Genomic DNA, 17,450 nt, shown 5'->3' with positions numbered 1-17,450 from the left:
AAAAAGGCAGAATTAACATCCTGCCTTTAGTTCTATCAGAGGGTTTCTTTTTACTTCAAGTTCCCCTGTTCTGCCTGATTAATCATGTTTTTGTTAGCCGTGATGTAGATTTCTACGCGGCGGTTCTTTGCACGGCCTTCGGCAGTTGAGTTATCGGCAACAGGCTCGTCCCATGCCTTACCCATGGTGGTCATACGGCTCATTGCAACGCCTTGTCCATTAAGGAAAGAGGCTACTGCATTTGCACGGTTCATCGAAAGGCTTTCGTTAACCTGACGGCTACCAGTATTATCTGTATGTCCGTAAATGGTAACGTCGGTTTCTGGAGTACTCTTTAGAGAGTTGGCAAAGTTGGTAAGAGCAGTCTTAGAGTTGCTGCTCAATGCGCTCTTCCCGGTTGCAAACAGAATACCGCTATCGAAGGTAACCTTGATGGCGTCGAGGTTGTTGGCATCTTTTACCGATTCAACCTGTGCACCTTGGATCTTTTCGAGTTCTGCCTTTTGCTTATCCATCTTGCGACCGATAAGTACGCCTGCGCCTGCACCAACAGCTCCACCTACGGCAGCACCAATGGCAGCACCTTTCCCATGTCCCGCTAGAGCACCAATACCTGCTCCAATTAGTGCACCACCTGCACCACCAATTAGTCCACCTTTAGTTGTATTGCTAGTACCTGCACAGCTGCTCAGTAGAATTGCGCCGCTTAAGAACATTGCGGCTAGTACGTTGAAATTTTTCATGTGTTGTTATTTTAGTTTGTTGTTAATAATCAATCTTTCAGATCAATTTTGAATAATGGGAGCCATTGAAGTTGTACTTAATGCAAAGATACCTAATCTCTGAAATGCTTTTGGGCTAATCTTGTTAATATTTGCTTTGTATATCTCTAACCCCTTTCACTTTTACGTGGTTAATGGATGCTGGTATTTGCTCTGAATTGGATGTGCTGTTATGTTTGAATCTTAACTAAATAGTAGCATTTTTCGCTTTTTTACATACAAAGTTATTATTCAATGTCATTCTAGTAGATGTTTGCGCAAGAATATGATCGTAAAAACGGAAATCTTATATTTTTCAGTTATTACAACGGGTAGATCTAACGCTTACATTGTCCATTTCCACAATTACAATGATATATTCCAACGGTTACAATGAGGTGTCTCATCAATTACATTGGCTAGTTCGATGATTACAATGCATGGTTCCAACGGCTGCATTGGCCAATTCGACGACTACAATGAGCGGGTTTGAAGCTACAATGACAGAATACATGGAATAAAGTAAGAGGTACTGCTAAATGTGCTGGGCGGAATTGCATTTTGAAGGCATAATCTGAAACCTAGATTCCTGTTTCAAGAGGTTCTTACTAGATAATTGCGATTTTGGGGGATGAACTTACTTCTTTTTTAGTCTATTTGTAAGGGCTAAGAGAGGTAGAAAATCTTTGGCACGAAATAACTCGTTCGGTTGCGGTGGAATCTTCCTGTTTCAAGGACTGTTTCTCGTCCTTTTATCGGGTTTGCGCTGATTAGTGTTGCAGTAGCTCTGTGTGCGAGCAGCTCGTGATGTGCTTTATCGAACATTACCGGAACCAATAGGAGCTTAGCGTGGCTAATTACTACCAGTTTGGCATGTTCCGTTGTCGGAATATTGGGTTGTCGGTTAGCACTCTCCGCTACGTCATGGTGTTTACGTGGTAATGTTTTATTTACTAAGAAGTTCGTTTGTCGTTGGTGGAGCATTCTTCCAGTAAACGTCCTATTCTAGCTGGCGTAATTTTTAAAAGCGAAATCCCGAACTAGTTACTTATCGTTCTCGATGTTGTTGTTTTTTGTTATTTTTGAAGCCTTAAGTGTTTTTAGTTTTAATTATTGGCTGTGTTTTTCTTGGAGTTTTTCCTTTGATTTAGTGCTGTTGGATTATTATCGTCAAACTAGATAATATTCTAAATATTTTTCTGTGGCATCTACTTATTATTTAGATGTTGTTAGTGATATTATAATAATAGAATTGGTTATGATAGGATGTAAAGTAGCAATTATAGATGATAATGCTGCTGCCATTGGTGCTTTACAAATGGCGTTGGGACGGAAGGGTTTTGTGGAAGTTGTTGGATATGCTGCGCTGTACGAGCAAGCAAAGAAGTTGGTGTTAGACTCGAGGCCAGATTTACTCTTTTTGGATATGGAGCTTCCTTGCTATAGCGGTATTCATCTGTTCGAAGAGCTTCGTTCGTTGGTTACTTGGCCTATGCAGGTTGTTTTCTATACCGCTTATGATAAGTATGTGATTGATGCGCTAAGGGTATCGGCTTTTGATGTGCTCTTAAAGCCTTTCTCTCTTGATGAATTGGACAAGATACTTGACCGATTCCAAGAAAGTAGAAAGGATCATGTTATCACGTCTCTTTCTGGTGCCGAATCGCCTTTGCCTAGTCCATCTTTTCTTGTTTCTACGGTGTATGGTTTTAAGGTTTTGTTTGCAAACCAGATAGGGGCCTTTACTTATAATAGGGTAAGGAGGCAATGGCTAATCCTTCATGTTGATAGTAGCGAATTGTATCTTAAAAGGAGTACTACCGCGAAGGAAATTTTAAGCTATTCTTCTTGCTTTGTGCAAATTAACCAGCAAACAATAATCAACGTTAATTGTCTTGCCCTAATAAAGGATATGCATTGTGTAATGCTACCTCCGTTCGATCGCCTAGATGATCTGAAAATTAGCAGGAAGTACTTTGGTCTGTTGGCCGAGGTTTTTCAGTTTGTTTAAATTCACACCTCTTAATTTGATGTTTTTGGGCAGTTGCCTCTTGATTACTTTTAATAAAAACGCCACCACGAATTACTCATGGTGGCGTTTCTTTATTTAATTATTGCGTTCTATTGCTTAATCAATGCTACTTGTTCTGGTTGTTGATTAGTGCAATAAGCGCATCTTTTTCCTTCGTTACTAGTTCAAACTCTGTTTGCATATCTGCAACTTCAGTGGTAATGCTTGTTATACTTTTGCGGAGGTCTGAAATAGTAAAATAGTAAAAGTTATTGTTGTCATTATAACCGGACTTCCTAAATGTATCAAGACTAACTTTCGCTCCTGCTAGATTGGCTTGTGTGGCTGCAACAGACTTCTCTGCATTAGCAATCTGAGCGTCTATACTAGTAATCCCGTTGTATAAACTGGTGTAGCCCGATAGATTCGAAGTAAGCAAAGATATGTATTTGCTTATAGAATTGGATTCATTATTCTTTGCACTATGAACTATTGTTGCCTGTTGCAGATTGTAGCTTAGCTCGTTACTGGTTGCACTGTAACTATTCATTGCATTTGAAATGCTAGTCTTTAGAATTTTCCAAGCATCTAATTCTGCTGCGGGAGGATTGGCCGATACTTTACTATTGACAAATGAGGCAATGGTGTTAAGTTGATTAATTAGGCCAATTCGGAGGTTCCAGTTCCCATTTTCATTATACCAATTTGAGGGAATACATCCTACGAAGGTATATGTCTTTAAATCTGATGACAGGAAGTTGAATTTCTTATCGAGATTGTTACTAAAATAGGTATTAAACTCTCCCGAAATAGCATTAGGTATGGAAATTTCAGCCTTGTAGTCGCATTTAGTATATAACAGGTTGTATGCTGTGCTATATGTTGTATATGCCTCTCTGCGATTGTTTTCAAGTATGTTCGCTTTAATTGTATTGGTTGCTATTTCTGCATTAAGTGCGTCAATTTTAGCTTTAAGGGCGTTTTTTTGTTCTTCCGCAGGTACCGTCTTAAGTGCTTTTAACGAGTTTAGTTGTTCTATGCTATTATCCAAAGTGTTTTGCCAAACTTTGATATTGTCATTTAAGCTATTTGCAATGCCTGCGGTATCTTTAGCCATTGTAAAGACTAACAAGAGGTTTTTACCAGTCAGATCCGACTGCTTTTGGCTGATGTTATATGAAAGGGTGTTGAGCCTATCCTTTAGGCCAAATAGTTTAGACTGATATTGCAGAGGAATATCGTTCTTTGTAAGTAGTTCAAGATTGGCAAGAGCTTGCTGATAGACCCTTTGTGCGTTTACTAAGTCTGTTTGGGCCCATGCTAACTTAATTTCGTCTTGAGCCTTAAGTAGCTTAAGCTGTTCTTCAAAAACAGCCTTGTCTTGTGCATTTTTTGTATCAGCAATCTTGTTTCGTAAATCTTGAGCCTTTACGTTAGCCTCCATCTGCATGGTTCTGGCATTTTCGGTAGCAGTTTGTGCTTCCTTAAGCTTTAACTCAGCAGCCTTGAGAGTTGTTTGCGCTTTAATAAAGTCAACTCTTGAAGTATAGACATCATCTATACCTTTTCCTTCTGGCATCTCTACGCAGCTGGTTGCCGTTACAGTTAGCATGGCTGCTGCAATAATATATAAATGTCTTCTTTTCATTTTGTTAATGTTGATGTTGCTTAAAATCTAACGCCTAACTTAAGCATAGGCATTTGAAATACTCTGAACTCGTGATTAGTTGCAGTAAACTTGTCGTAACCTGTTGGCTTAATAATTACGGCGCTGTAGGTGTAGGCAAATGGCTGTACCTCTAATCCAAGGGTTAGCCCTTGTGTAAGGGAGTAGTCGAAGCCCATTACCAAAGCACCTGAAGCTGCCCATGCATAACCTGAGCGCGATGAGGCTGTGGTTGCCTCAATGGGATCACCGTCTTTATCTACCTCTCCTGTATAGGGGCGGTCTGTAGCAATGGTTGCTAAAGCACCACTCCCAGCAATACCTAAGTAAGGGAAAAGGCGAGGGTTGTGAGTTGTAAACCAGTAGTTAGTACCAAGTTGAAGGAGGTAGTTGTTAGAGTAAACGCCATCCACCCATTTGTATGCAGGAATAGGCATGTCAGGAACGCTTAAATCTCCTTCGCCGTAGTTTACCTTTGGGGTGTGGGTGATGTTCATACTTGCCAACATGTTTACTTCTACTTTGTTGGTTAGAAAGTAGTGCCCTTGCATACCTACCATGTTAACCATCGAGTTGTCGTTTATGCTACCTAATCGAAGATAGGTAGCAGGCGAACCCGATTGGCTGCTGCTGCTAGGAAGCCCAACCGATGTAGTGTTGTAGGCTGATAGCAGGTATGATGTATTTTCGTTAATAAATTGGCCCTTGCCAAACACTAGCGAGAACTGGCAGTCGCCTTTCTTAGGTGCGAATCCTTCAGTTGTGCTCAGTGTTGCTTGTGCAAAAAGGCTAGTTGTTAGGAGGCAGAGTACTACCATCCCAGTTGCTTTTTGTAGTGTCATAATTACAACTATTTATTATTATAGTCGTTAATAAGCTTTACCAACTCATCTTTTTGCTTGGTTAAAGCATCAAACTTATCCTTTAGATTCTTAAGGTTGTTTTCTAGATTGGTGATGTCTAGTTGCATATTAGCTTTTTGGTTACTATAGTTACTCCAAGGGTCGTTTTGGTTTCTGCTATAGTCTTTTTGCCATGCTGCTAGATCTGCATTGGCCTCGTTTAATTCAACCTGAAGATCGGATACGTTTTTGGTGGCATTCTTAATATTATTCTCTAGGCTTGAGAAAAGATTCGTTAATAGATTATTGAAGGTGTTTTTTTGTCCTACAAGGTTGGATATGTAACTTGTTAGTGATTGTTTTTGTAGGTTTTTTGTGTCAATGTCATTTGTGAGGTCTATTCTTGCATCATTTAGATCTTTGAGCGTTTTTGTGTTCAACTCGTAGATTTTGTTGACATTACTTGCTAAAGTTGCCCAATCATCGCTTTGTGTTTTCTTGCTATCTGCAAAACTCTTTAGAGTTTGTAGGCGAATAATTAAATTGGTTAAACTTGCAGTTATGCTTAGCGAGGTAAGATCAGAACTGAATACACCGAGATAGCTAAATTGGTTCTTTATATCAGTTTTAATGCTAGATGGAATTGCAATAGTTGCATTGTAGTCTTGTTTCCCATTCCCGTTAATATCGAGATTAAAGTCAGATAAAGATTTTTGTGTGCCTAGATCTGCTAGTGTAATATTCAGCTTATCTAGTTGAGCATTGTAAGAATTCAAATCGGCGTTGATTGCAGTGAGCTTATTGTTTATTATAGTCTTTTGCTCATCAGCGTTTGCTTGATTCGTAGTCTTTAGCTGTTGTAGAGTGGCTAAGTCGCTCTGTGCTAGTTGTAAATTCTTTGTGCATTCGGCAACCCTATTTTTTAAAGCGTAGTCGTATAGTACAGCATCTTTTGCAACATAAAGGTTGAGTGCTAAGTTTTCACTTATAATACTATTTTCTGTAGAAGTTATCTGGTAAAGAACACTGGCAAGATTATTCTTGATATTGTCGAGTTTAGCCATGTATTCTTCAGGTATTGTTGTCGTCTTCAAAATGTTTAGTTCGAATAAAGCATTTTGATAGGCAATTTGTGCATTTGTTACCTGAGTTTGAAGGTTAAGTAAAGTTACCTGATTATTTGCTTGCATTTCTTTTAACTCTAGCTCAAATCTGGCTTTGTCTTGCTCGCTTTTTGCTTCATCAGCCGCATTTTGTAAATCTTTTGCTTTGGCATATGACTCCTGAAGTTTGGCGTTCGCTGCTTCGGTGGCTGCTTTTGCTTCAGTTAGTTTTGCTTCTGCAAGTTGCAGCGCTGTTTGTGCTTTTAAAAAGTCCACCTTGGCGCTTCTGATGTCTTGGATGCCTTTGGGTTCGTCGATTGAAACACATCCTACTAGGAATCCTCCCAATAGGACAAAACCTCCTAGGAGGTTTGCAAATCTCATTTTCATAGATTGTTGAATTTTTGTGATTGAATTGTCCCTTAAACCTTAAGTTACTTTAATTGAGACAAAGTTATTCATCTTAAACTCCTCTTAAAATGAGAGTCAAACGGATTAGGACTATACTATAGAGATGTGTGCATATGTTGCAAATAATATGTATATCCTGCCCAAATGGTGTTTTAGATAAAAGCATACTGAAAATGTATTTTGAGTGTTTCTGTAGATTGTATAAAAACAAGAAGCAGGACCATTAGCCCTGCTTCTCCCGTATATGCTGAAATTATTTTTTACATCAGCTGTGTAAGTAGCTTGCGCATCGAAACCTTTTCGTCCATGATGCCGCGAAGCGATGAGATAGGCACGCGCTCCTGCTTCATGGTGTCGCGGTAGCGGATGGTAACCATATTGTCTTCCAAGGTTTGGTGGTCGATGGTTACGCAGAAAGGAGTCCCAATGGCATCCTGACGGCGGTAGCGCTTGCCGATAGAGTCCTTTTCGTCATATTGGCACATGAAGTCGAACTTCAGCTCGTTGATAATTTCACGAGCTTTTTCGGGTAGGCCATCCTTCTTTACCAGCGGCATAACGGCCATCTTAATTGGAGCCAGTGCTGGAGGAATGCGCATTACCACGCGCTCGTCTACCGAGCCATCTTCTTTGGTAATCTTTTCTTCGTCGTAGGCGGTAGAAAGAACGGCAAGTACCATGCGGTCTACGCCAATGGAGGTTTCCACCACGTAGGGTACGTAGCTCTCGTTAGTTTCTGGGTCGAAGTAGCGGAGCTTCTTGCCCGAGAACTTCTCGTGGCTGCTCAGGTCGAAGTTGGTGCGCGAGTGAATACCTTCGAGCTCCTTAAAGCCGAATGGGAAGTCGAACTCGATGTCGGCAGCGGCGTTGGCGTAGTGGGCCAGCTTGTCGTGATCGTGGAAGCGGTACTTCTTATCACCTAGGCCAAGCGCCTTGTGCCACTTCAAGCGGAACTGCTTCCAGTGCTCGTACCACTCCATTTCACTTCCGGGGCGGATGAAGAACTGCATCTCCATCTGCTCGAACTCGCGCATGCGGAAGATGAACTGGCGGGCAACAATCTCGTTACGGAATGCCTTGCCGATTTGGGCGATACCGAATGGAAGCTTCATGCGGCCCGTCTTCTGCACGTTGAGGTAGTTGACGAAGATACCCTGAGCAGTTTCGGGGCGCAGGTAGATGACGTTGGCGTCCTCGCTCACCGAGCCCATTTGGGTGGAGAACATGAGGTTGAACTGGCGAACGTCGGTCCAGTTGCGGCTGCCCGAGATGGGGCAAACGATGTCGAGGTCGATGATGAGCTGGCGGAAAGCCTCCAGGTCGTTGGCGTTCATCACGTCGGCCAACTTGTGGCGAATTTCCTCTATCTTTTGGGTGTTCTCGAGCACGCGGGGGTTGGTGGTGCGGAACTGCTCCTCGTCGAACGATTCGCCGAAGCGCTTGCGGGCCTTCTCCACCTCCTTCTCGATCTTCTCCTCTATCTTGGCGATATGATCTTCAACCAGCACATCGGCGCGGTAGCGCTTCTTGGAGTCCTTGTTGTCGATTAGCGGGTCGTTGAACGCGCCCACGTGGCCTGATGCCTCCCAGATGCGGGGGTGCATGAAGATGGCAGAGTCGATGCCCACGATGTTCTCGTTGAGGCGAACCATGGCATCCCACCAGTAGCGCTTGATGTTGTTCTTGAGCTCTGCGCCCATCTGACCGTAATCGTAAACGGCTCCCAGCCCATCGTAAATCTCGCTCGATGGGAAGATAAACCCGTACTCCTTAGAGTGTGCAATTAGCTTTTTGAAGATATCCTCGTTCATGCTGCTCAATATTTTAAATGCATAGAACGCAAATGTAGCAAATTGTGGGGAAATAAGATTCAAGATTCAAGACACAAGACAACAGATATTAGACAATAGACAATAGATTTTAGAATTCTGGTGCTAGGCCTCGCGATTGAAAATAGAATATCGTAGTAGATAACTTTTCAAGGAGTTGCATTATGGAAAAAGGGAGAGAGGCGAAATACAAGTTCCGAGGATGAGAAATCATTAAGCCTAGCCTGTAAGGGTTAGGCGGGGATAGGCGAGGGGAGGGTGCTGTCAAGATTCAAGACACAAGACGTAAGATTGGTAGAACCATTGTGTTGAGTTTTGATACTCGAATCTTGTGCCTAGATTCCATACAGAGGCAGGTTCGCTACCGCATGTCCCCATATCTCAAATTGCCTATCTTGTAATTTAACACGTTTTTTGATATTGTTTATTACTTGTTCCTGTTGATACATAAAGGAGTCGTGTTTTTATTTTCAATCTTTGTAGGGTTATGTGCAGCAAAGTTGTACTAACTTTTGAATCGTATTTTGAATCGTAATGGGAATATCTGGCTAGGGGTATTCCAATTTTTTAAATCGAATAGGCTGTATGGTGAGGAGAACCAATGCTCGTATCACTAGGCGTTCGCTGTATGCTCTTGTGGCTATACTAAGTATTATTATTTCATCACCAAAGCAGGTGTTGGGGCAATGTCCTTTTGGTAGTGCTACAACCATAAGCTCCGCAACAACCGTAATTGGAAGTGGTGGCATTAAATCTCCCGATCAAGTTGTTATTACTCATGATGTGAGCCTAGGTACGGGGGATACTTTTTATATATCGGGAACACTAGAGCTAAGTGGTAATATTTCAACAGGGAAGAACTCCAATATATACGTTTGTAGTGGTGGGTTACTGGTTATTCGGGGAAATTTAGCCTTGGGTAATCAGGCAAATGTTGTTGTTCGAACGGGGGGAACCCTTATTGTATTAGGGAATGTTGATGGTGCGCAGGGGAACATAGATCTAGACAACGATGGTAAAATTGTTTTAGCAGGAACGGTTACCTTGAATGAGAATACATCGATGACGGGAAGTACAGGTGTAAGCTACATTTTTGATAGCAGCTTTGTTCCTAAGGTAGGCGCTGGTGGTACCGTCGGAAATTTCGACGACTTAATCCTTAACGATCCTGCTCTTCTCGATCTCTTCTCGCAGTACGCATGTCCTTCCAGCACGCCTTTTACGCTTACGGCAGCATTAAGCGGAGCGAACATTGTGCTAACGGCACCTTCGGGCTATGCTACCTACGACTTTTACGCAAAGATGCCCGGATCTCCCGACACGGTAGTTCCGCTATCTACAGGAGGCGTATCGCCAACGCTAAGTGTTGCAGCAAGTACCTACCTAGGAGCAAAGCAGTTTGTGGTTTACGCAAAGACGGGGACCTGCTTTCAGGCAGCAACGGCTCCCTGCATTCCTCCTGTTGCCACACTATCGCTTACAACGCCATCTCCCGATTGCAATGGGCCAATTGTTAAGCTCGATGTTGCCGGGGGGGCCACCGGTAGCAAGTACTCCTACTACATGGACGGCAGCAACTTCCTGTATCAGTCTAGCGCAAACTCCTTCGTGAAGGATAATATTGGCGCAGGTACCCACGCTTTTAAGGTTGACGTTGTTTCGGCTAACGGATGCAATGCTACTACAAATACGGTAAGCTACACCATGTCGGGGTCTACAACGCCTACCTGTAGTTGCGGCGGTAATGCATCGTACCAGTCTATTGACAACAGGGTGGAGAACTGGAGCGATGCCTCCACGTGGATGGTGCCCGATTGGCTAAGCCCCAAGGTGCCTGCGGGCATGGGAAGCCAACCCGTATACATAAAGGGTACGGTTACCTACACCGGGAATCTATCCATTAGCGGGGGGCACTTCATCGCCGATACGCTGATTGTGAAGGGCGACTTGACGGTTAACTCGTACAGCCTGAAGCTATGCCCGTCGAGCGTGCTTATCGTTCTTGGAAACTACAACGGTAACTCTGGTGGTGGAGGAAGTACCGACCTTCAGGGACGGGTTATTGTCGATGGGCTGATCAATAACTCCTACAGCAACACCGTTACCATTAGCAATGGGGGGCATCTTTACGGTGCAGGTGGGGCTACCAGCACCAACGGCATATCGGGTAGCGTTGAGACAAAGGACAACCTGCAGGCCAACGATCCATCGCTGTACGACTACTACATGCTGCTAAAGTGTGGAGGTTCGGGGGTGACGGGTGGTACTATTCTTCCTTCCGTAGGCGATCCGTTCTGCTTTACCGGCGCTGCCGTAAGCATTAACAGTACGCAGGCGGCAACACCTGCTGGTGCAACCTACAGCTGGCAGGGTAGCGTGGATAGCGGGAGCACCTGGTTTAACTACGGTGGTACATCTGCTGCTAATACGGTCTCGACCATGGACCTTACCGTTGCCGGAAGCCCCGTTGTTGCCACCATCCTTAAGCTGCGAAGGGTTGCTACCAGCGGAACATGCTCCGCATCCTCTAATACGATTACCGCCTACCGCCAGGCCCGAACCGGTGCCACCTACCATATTAGTAATGACGTGGCGAAGTAGGAGTGTGTAGTGAGGAACTGACTACCCTATAAGTAGCGTTGAGGCACCGTGTTGGTGCCTTTTCTGTTGGTACGCCATTGGGGATGGATGTACCGTGGTTCTGCTTTTTCATACCCTGTTAATATTCTTAATAGCTATTTATGTAAAGTGTAGTTCCCCGAAAAATGTTAATATTTGTCCTTTAGGTGGGGATGATATGGAAGAAGGGCGATGCAACCGCTCCTCTAGTATGCTATTCCCCTCCCGCTGGCTTTAAATATGCCTTAATATACATAAGACATTTACTTTTTACTATAGCTTTTAGGCCATGGGTAAGGGACATAAAACTTCTGCATTGCAGCAGCTGATGCTTGCTGCGCTTTTCATTCTGCTGCTAACCATTCCTAGAGTGGCATGGGGACAGTGCTCCTGTTCTGGGAGCACCTGGACAAACGCCACGGGGGTGACTGGCGATTGGATAAGTTCTTCTACTTGGGCAGGCAATCACGGTAGCCCAAACCCTTCTAACAATACCGAATCTATCTGTATTAGCGGAAATGTTGTGCTAAACAACGCCGCGGCAACCTTCCTCAGCAACTGGGGTGGTTCTATCACCGTGTGCGGGACCCTAGAGGTAAAGGGGGATATGACCGTTTTACCTAATCTTACGGTTTATGGAACGCTAAAGGTTGATGGGAATCTTACGGTTAATGGTGCTACATTCAATAATGCTACCGTTGCTGTAGGAAAGAACTTCGTTGCAAATAATGGGGGATCCGTAAACTTTAGTGGTAACGGTACCTCTACCTTATCTGTTGGGGGAAGTTTTACCTCCAACACATCAACGGTAATCAGCGGGTATAATATCGGAGTTAATGGTGATGTTACAGCCAATAGCAACGAGATAAAATTCTTAGGTAATGGGAGTAATACCTTAACGGTAGGCGGTAGCTTAACTTCCAATACCTCTACCCTTATAAGCGGCTATACCGCCGATATTGCAAAGGACTTGGTTTCAAGCAGCAACCCCGTTAACATAGGTACAGGGTCATCGGCATCTAAGGTAACGGTACATGGCAATCTGTCTACATCGAGCACGCCTATCAACGTGGGTGCTAGTGGCGAATTCCTCGTTCATGGCAACTGGGATGTAAAGAGCGGGTCGAATAGTACGATTACCGGAACCATGGCGGTAAAGGGTAGCCTTACCGCCGATCAGGGCGTTGACATCACCAATACCGGTAACCTGCTGATCTTTGGTGGGGCAAAGATCACGGGTGGTAGCGCGAATATCCAGGGAGACCTTCTGGTTGCTGGTAAATTGGATACACCTACCAACTATAACTCGGGTACAGGTGGCAATATCTACTCCTTTGATCCGACTAGCAAGATGGGGCAGAACGGGGCCAAAATTGGACCAGATGAGCTGAAGAAGAATGCTGATCTGTATAATCAATATACCCAGTACCAGGAGGCATTTGGTCTAGCGCCCCTGTCAGTAACGCTTACAGCATCGGTGGCCTCGCCTGTTTGTGCGGGCACCGAGGTAACCTTCACCGCCAAGTCGACCAAGGCCACCAGCTATACCTTCTACGTAAATGGGGCTGCCACTCCATCGCAGAGCGGCACCTCTAAAACATATGCCTATAAGCCTGCTAATGGCGACAAGGTGTCGGTGGTTGCCTCCGATGGTACCACTACCGCTAGCGCAACCTCCGAGGTCTATTCCGTTAATCCGCTACCTTCGTTTACTGGTTATACTTTCGATAAGCTTGCCGTATGTGCCGGGAGCGATGGCGCGGTGGTTATGAGCAGTTCTGAGAGCGGCATCAGCTACCAGTTATACGACGGTGTCGGAGCCGTAGGTATTTCTCAGACAGGTACGGGCAATGAGCTTACCATATCAATAGCAGCACCTGCTGCTACTGCTACATACCGTGTTGTTGCAACAAATCCGACTACGGGCTGTACGGCTTCGTTGCCCAACGCCTTTACCCTTGCGGTAAACACGCCACCATCGTTTATAGATAAAGCTACCTCTGCTATTTACCCTTTTACCGCTCCTGCCGTTTGTGCCGGAAGCGATGGCACGGTGGTTATGGGCGGCTCGGAGGCGGGTATCAGCTACCAGCTCTACAATGGAGCAACAGCGGTTGGTGCCCCATCGGTAGGAACGGGCTCTTCGGTATCGTTTACCATCCCTAGTCCTGCGGCTACTGCGAGTTACAACCTTGTCGCTACCAATCCGACTACGGGCTGTACGGCCTCGCTGGCTAGCGCCTTTGAGTTGAAGGTAAATCCGCTACCCTCGCTTACTGGTTATACCTTCGATAAGCTTGCCGTATGTGCCGGAAGCGATGGCAAGGTTACCATGAGCGCATCGGAGCTTAATACCAGCTACCAGCTGTACAAGGGAAGCGTGGCTGTTGGTGACGCTGTTTCAGGAACTGGTGCTGCCGTTACGTTTACGATACCAGCACCCTCGGCTACTGCAGCTTACTCGGTGAAGGCCACCAGTAGTACGGGATGCTCCGCCATCCTTGCCAATGCCTTTGAGCTAAAGGTTAATCCGCTACCCAACGTAGCTCTTACTTCGGATGCCGCTGGTGCGGTATGTGGCGGAAGTCCCGTTACCTTCGAGGCAACAGCAGGTATGAGCGCCTATACCTTTATGCTTGACAGCGGATCGATTACTCGCATCGACAATGCCGCTGTAAGCAGCTATACGGCCACCTCGCTTGCTGGCGATACCCGTGTATGGGTTGTTGCCACCGATGCTAAGGGATGTGTCGGAACGTCGAAGGCGTTGACTGTTGCGGTGTACCCTAATCCTACCGTATCGCTAAGTGTTGCTGGCGGCTCCACCGTTTGTGAGGGTGCTCCCGTGAAGCTTAGCGCCAGTGGGGCTGGCTCCAGCTACCTTGGGCTGCTATCAACCATAGCATCGTACGAGTTTTTGGTGAATGGAGCATCGGTACAGGTGGGCGATGCCTCCAAAAGCACTCTTACCTATGGCATGCCTGCCGGAAGCCCCGTTCCCGTAGCTGTTAAGGTTACCGACAGCCGGGGGTGCAGCAGCCGCGATGAGGTAAGCCTAACGGTGAACCCCAAGCCTGCTGCTGCCATACAGGTAACCAGCGGGAGCACCACCATCTGCAAGGGCGACAAGGTAACGCTATCGGCAAGCGGTGGAAGCCTCTACCAGTTTACCGTAGGCACCCAAGCGGCCGGAGTACTGGGTACCGAAAGCACCACTGAAACCACCTCGCTCGCTAATGGCGAGAGGGTGAGCGTGCTGGTAACCGACGGCAACGGCTGTTCGGCGACGGCCCAAACACAGCCCTTTACGGTGAAGGACTTGCCTACGGTGACGCTTACGGCCGATAAGGCGAAGATATGCGCGGGCGATGCGGTTACCTTTACAGCAGCGCCCGCCACCTACAGCGCCTACACCTTTACCCTCGATGGGACCAGCGTGGCTGGACCGTCAACAGCGTATGCCTACAAGACCACTACGCTGGGCAACCAAAGCGCCGTAACCGTTAGGGTGAAGGATGCCGCTACGGGATGCTGGGGCGAGTCGGCACCTGTAAAGACGACCGTTACCCCTCTGCCCGTTGTTACCTTAGGCATCGAGGATAACTCGAATATCCCCAACGACAATCAGGTATGTAAGGATAGCAAGGTAACGCTGGTTGCACCAAGTGGGGGCGATTCGTATAGCTTCGAACTGAACGGTAAGGTGCTTACCCCTGTAGGTAGCAGCAACCGTATGACGGTTGACCTTGCTAATCTTGCGGGCTATACCGTTAATGTAGGGAGTAATAAGCTTAAGGTTACCATGACGGCCAATGGATGTAGCGCCTCCTCTACCATGGAGTCGTTAAGGGTTTACAAAAGGGCAGGTAAGCCTACCGTTGATGGAAAAACTCTTGTTTGGTCGTGGGATGATGCTACGCAAACATACAGTGCAACAGGAATCTCTTTGCCAGATTCTTGCTACTGGAGGCTAAATCCCGTTGCATCGGGTGCTATTACCAATAACTGGAATAATAGCGTTGATGTTACCTGGAGCCGATTCCTGAACTCCTCCAGCGTAATCGCTGCTGGCTATAATACAGGTTGTGGTGTAGGACCAGAATCTGATCCTTTAAATGTTACAACCTTTCAGGCATTTGGTCCTCCAAGTCAGCCATCTTCCTCGTCTTCATCTTTTTGTGTCGGGTCCTCTATCGAATTTAAAACTACAAACCAATCTTTATACTTTGGCAAAAATAACTGGGAGATATACAATAGCGTATCCAATAAGCGCATTGCTACTTATACGGGATATACTACCTATGCATGGACTAGCTCCGCTGTAGGAACGTATAAGGTTAGGACGAAATACGATGGAGATGATCGCTGGTCGGACTTCTACGAGTTTACAGTAGAAGATGTTATCCCTGCTACTATCACGATGTCTACCAACAACGTATGCCCTGGCACCACCATCACCTTTACGGCTCCTACTGGTGCAAAGAAGTACCGCTTCTATAGGATTCGAGGTGGTGTTGAGGCGAATCTTCCCAATCAGCCCCAGGCGGAGAACTTTATATCGGTTAGCGCTACCACCAATATGGCTCTAGCTGCTGCTGTTGCCAATGGCGATAGGGTAGGCGTGCAGGTGATTAGCAGCTGCGGCGCGCCCACGGCCACATCGGATGCGGTGGTGGTGCATACCGACATCACCCCAACAATCAGCACCTCCAAGAGTTACGCCTGCTTCAACGATGCTGGCTCTATTGCTCTTACGGCAACCGACGGCGGGTCGAAGTATGAGTGGCTGGTTGATGGAGTAAAGGTGGGCGAGACAGCTGCGGGCAGCTACAGCGGCGTTGTGCCAAGTGCCCTGTCGGTTGGTGCCCACCAGCTGCAGGTGTACGTAACCTACTGCAGTCGCATGGCCTCCGACCCTATTCCGTTTACTGTGCTGCCAAGCCCATCGGGCTCGTTGAGCATCGATAAGCCATCGCCAATATGTGCTGGAACAGCCCTAACCCTTACCGCCACCAAGGGGTACGATCGGTATAAGTTCTTCATAAACGGCATATCGCAGGGCGAGCAGCTCACGGCCTCCAACCCTACGGCCAACCAGCTGCTGCTAAGCCCCACCGCTAACAGCACCTACACCGTTAGCGTGTATGGCTGCGGCGTGTGGTCGCCAGCGGCTCCCAGTATAGCGATGGTGGTTAACGATGTTCCCCCACAGCCTTCGCTGCTTCCTGCTTCGCCTGTTGTTTGTCCTGGCGAAAGCATCACGCTTACGGCACCTGCTGGCTACGATGGCTACCAGTTTTCCATCGGGGGAAGCGCTGGCGCTGAGGTTGGCCAGAATACGGTTGCCATCTCATCGTCCGATGCCGGTAAGGATATTGTGGTTAAGGCAAAGAACGGCTGCGGGTGGTCGGCTGCCAGCACACCTGTAAGTGTTGCGCTACGGTCGCTGCCATCGTACACCTGGGAGGAGCATAAGGATGGCGTATGCGCTGGATGCACCTACGAGTACAGGCTGTCCAACACCACGGCCACCTACAGCTGGTCGATCCGTACCGACAATAGTGGCATGGCGATAGACCCCTACAGCGATTTTGTACCTGCCAATCCGGCGGGGCGCGATGTGGCCATTCATTTTGGCAGCAATGCCTCCTACTATGTAGGGAACTCTATAGTCCCCATTAATCGCTACCTCTACGTAAAGATATCGGATGGGGGATGCAGCGTGTGGGAGACCAAGAAGATTACCATCTACAGGGTGCCTATTACCGGTTCACCCTACCACATCAGCAACAGCGTGGCCAAGTAACTAGGGGCGTGGAGTAGCCGCAGGGGGCTTTAGCTCCCTGCCCGCAGCTGCCCATGCTAAGCGCAGACGGTGCTTATGCTCTTATTTTGTGGTCTCCGGCATGGCATGGTGGCGATCCGAGGTTTTGGTTGCCAGTTCCTCACCAACATAGGCCAGCCCGCAGCAGGTTGCTAGCCTTTTGTGGGGAGTAGCTAGGCATTCTCCCATTATCGTTGCGCGCTGCCGTGCGATTCCCATTTTGGGGTAAACGTGGCGGTTGGGTGGCAGTAAATTCGAAATCTTGGCCGCTGGTGCTAACCCAAATTCTTCCATACAACGAGACGCATGCAATGCGTCTCTAACCTTGCGACGCTGATTCTGGCTGGTAGAGACGCGATGCTCGCGTCTCGAAACAAATTGAAG

The 17,450-nt window shown here is 46.7% G+C and carries 8 protein-coding genes; 3 read left to right on the top strand and 5 right to left on the bottom strand.

The features are described 5' to 3' along the window. Positions 1 to 50 precede the first annotated feature (50 nt). Positions 51 to 743 (bottom strand): OmpA family protein, encoded by a 693-nt coding sequence (locus ACHZA1_RS06020; RefSeq protein WP_320054327.1) that lies wholly within the window; start codon positions 741 to 743, stop codon positions 51 to 53. A gap of 1,276 nt (positions 744 to 2,019) precedes the next feature. On the opposite strand from ACHZA1_RS06020, the gene ACHZA1_RS06015 reads away from it, so the two are divergent. Beyond that, positions 2,020 to 2,772 (top strand): response regulator, encoded by a 753-nt coding sequence (locus ACHZA1_RS06015; RefSeq protein ID WP_320054326.1) that lies wholly within the window; start codon positions 2,020 to 2,022, stop codon positions 2,770 to 2,772. 127 nt (positions 2,773 to 2,899) lie between these two features. On the opposite strand, the gene ACHZA1_RS06010 is transcribed toward ACHZA1_RS06015, so the two are convergent. From ACHZA1_RS06010 to ACHZA1_RS05995, 4 genes are all read right to left on the bottom strand, one after another. Continuing rightward, positions 2,900 to 4,420 (bottom strand): hypothetical protein, encoded by a 1,521-nt coding sequence (locus ACHZA1_RS06010; RefSeq protein ID WP_320054325.1) that lies wholly within the window; start codon positions 4,418 to 4,420, stop codon positions 2,900 to 2,902. A 20-nt stretch (positions 4,421 to 4,440) separates the two neighbouring features. Continuing rightward, positions 4,441 to 5,280, bottom strand: coding sequence for a BT1926 family outer membrane beta-barrel protein (locus ACHZA1_RS06005; protein WP_320054324.1), 840 nt, complete (start codon positions 5,278 to 5,280; stop codon positions 4,441 to 4,443). An 8-nt stretch (positions 5,281 to 5,288) separates the two neighbouring features. Further along, the gene (locus ACHZA1_RS06000) at positions 5,289 to 6,773 is read right to left on the bottom strand and encodes a hypothetical protein (RefSeq protein WP_320054323.1); all 1,485 of its coding nucleotides are present in this window, start codon (positions 6,771 to 6,773) and stop codon (positions 5,289 to 5,291) included. Positions 6,774 to 7,054: 281 nt separating this feature from the next. Next, a complete protein-coding gene (locus tag ACHZA1_RS05995; RefSeq protein ID WP_320054322.1) occupies positions 7,055 to 8,605 on the bottom strand; it encodes a glycine--tRNA ligase in 1,551 nt (516 codons plus the stop codon). Positions 8,606 to 9,208: 603 nt separating this feature from the next. On the opposite strand from ACHZA1_RS05995, the gene ACHZA1_RS05990 reads away from it, so the two are divergent. Then, positions 9,209 to 11,224, top strand: a complete 2,016-nt coding sequence (locus ACHZA1_RS05990) for a hypothetical protein (RefSeq protein ID WP_320054321.1) — start codon at positions 9,209 to 9,211, stop codon at positions 11,222 to 11,224. Positions 11,225 to 11,531: 307 nt separating this feature from the next. Beyond that, positions 11,532 to 17,048, top strand: coding sequence for a hypothetical protein (locus tag ACHZA1_RS05985; protein ID WP_320054320.1), 5,517 nt, complete (start codon positions 11,532 to 11,534; stop codon positions 17,046 to 17,048). Positions 17,049 to 17,450: the final 402 nt, after the last annotated feature.

The sequence above is a fragment of the uncultured Acetobacteroides sp. genome, assembly GCF_963667355.2.
Taxonomy (GTDB): domain Bacteria; phylum Bacteroidota; class Bacteroidia; order Bacteroidales; family ZOR0009; genus Acetobacteroides.
Note: the sequence above shows the minus strand (reverse complement) of the source record. Positions and strands in the feature narration are given on the sequence as shown.

Coding starts and splice junctions, on each gene's coding strand:
- ACHZA1_RS06020 (WP_320054327.1), bottom strand. CDS start 743: ATGAAAAATTTCAACGTACTAGCCGCAATGTTCTTAAGCGGCGCAATT.
- ACHZA1_RS06015 (WP_320054326.1), top strand. CDS start 2,020: ATGATAGGATGTAAAGTAGCAATTATAGATGATAATGCTGCTGCCATT.
- ACHZA1_RS06010 (WP_320054325.1), bottom strand. CDS start 4,420: ATGAAAAGAAGACATTTATATATTATTGCAGCAGCCATGCTAACTGTA.
- ACHZA1_RS06005 (WP_320054324.1), bottom strand. CDS start 5,280: ATGACACTACAAAAAGCAACTGGGATGGTAGTACTCTGCCTCCTAACA.
- ACHZA1_RS06000 (WP_320054323.1), bottom strand. CDS start 6,773: ATGAAAATGAGATTTGCAAACCTCCTAGGAGGTTTTGTCCTATTGGGA.
- ACHZA1_RS05995 (WP_320054322.1), bottom strand. CDS start 8,605: ATGAACGAGGATATCTTCAAAAAGCTAATTGCACACTCTAAGGAGTAC.
- ACHZA1_RS05990 (WP_320054321.1), top strand. CDS start 9,209: ATGGTGAGGAGAACCAATGCTCGTATCACTAGGCGTTCGCTGTATGCT.
- ACHZA1_RS05985 (WP_320054320.1), top strand. CDS start 11,532: ATGGGTAAGGGACATAAAACTTCTGCATTGCAGCAGCTGATGCTTGCT.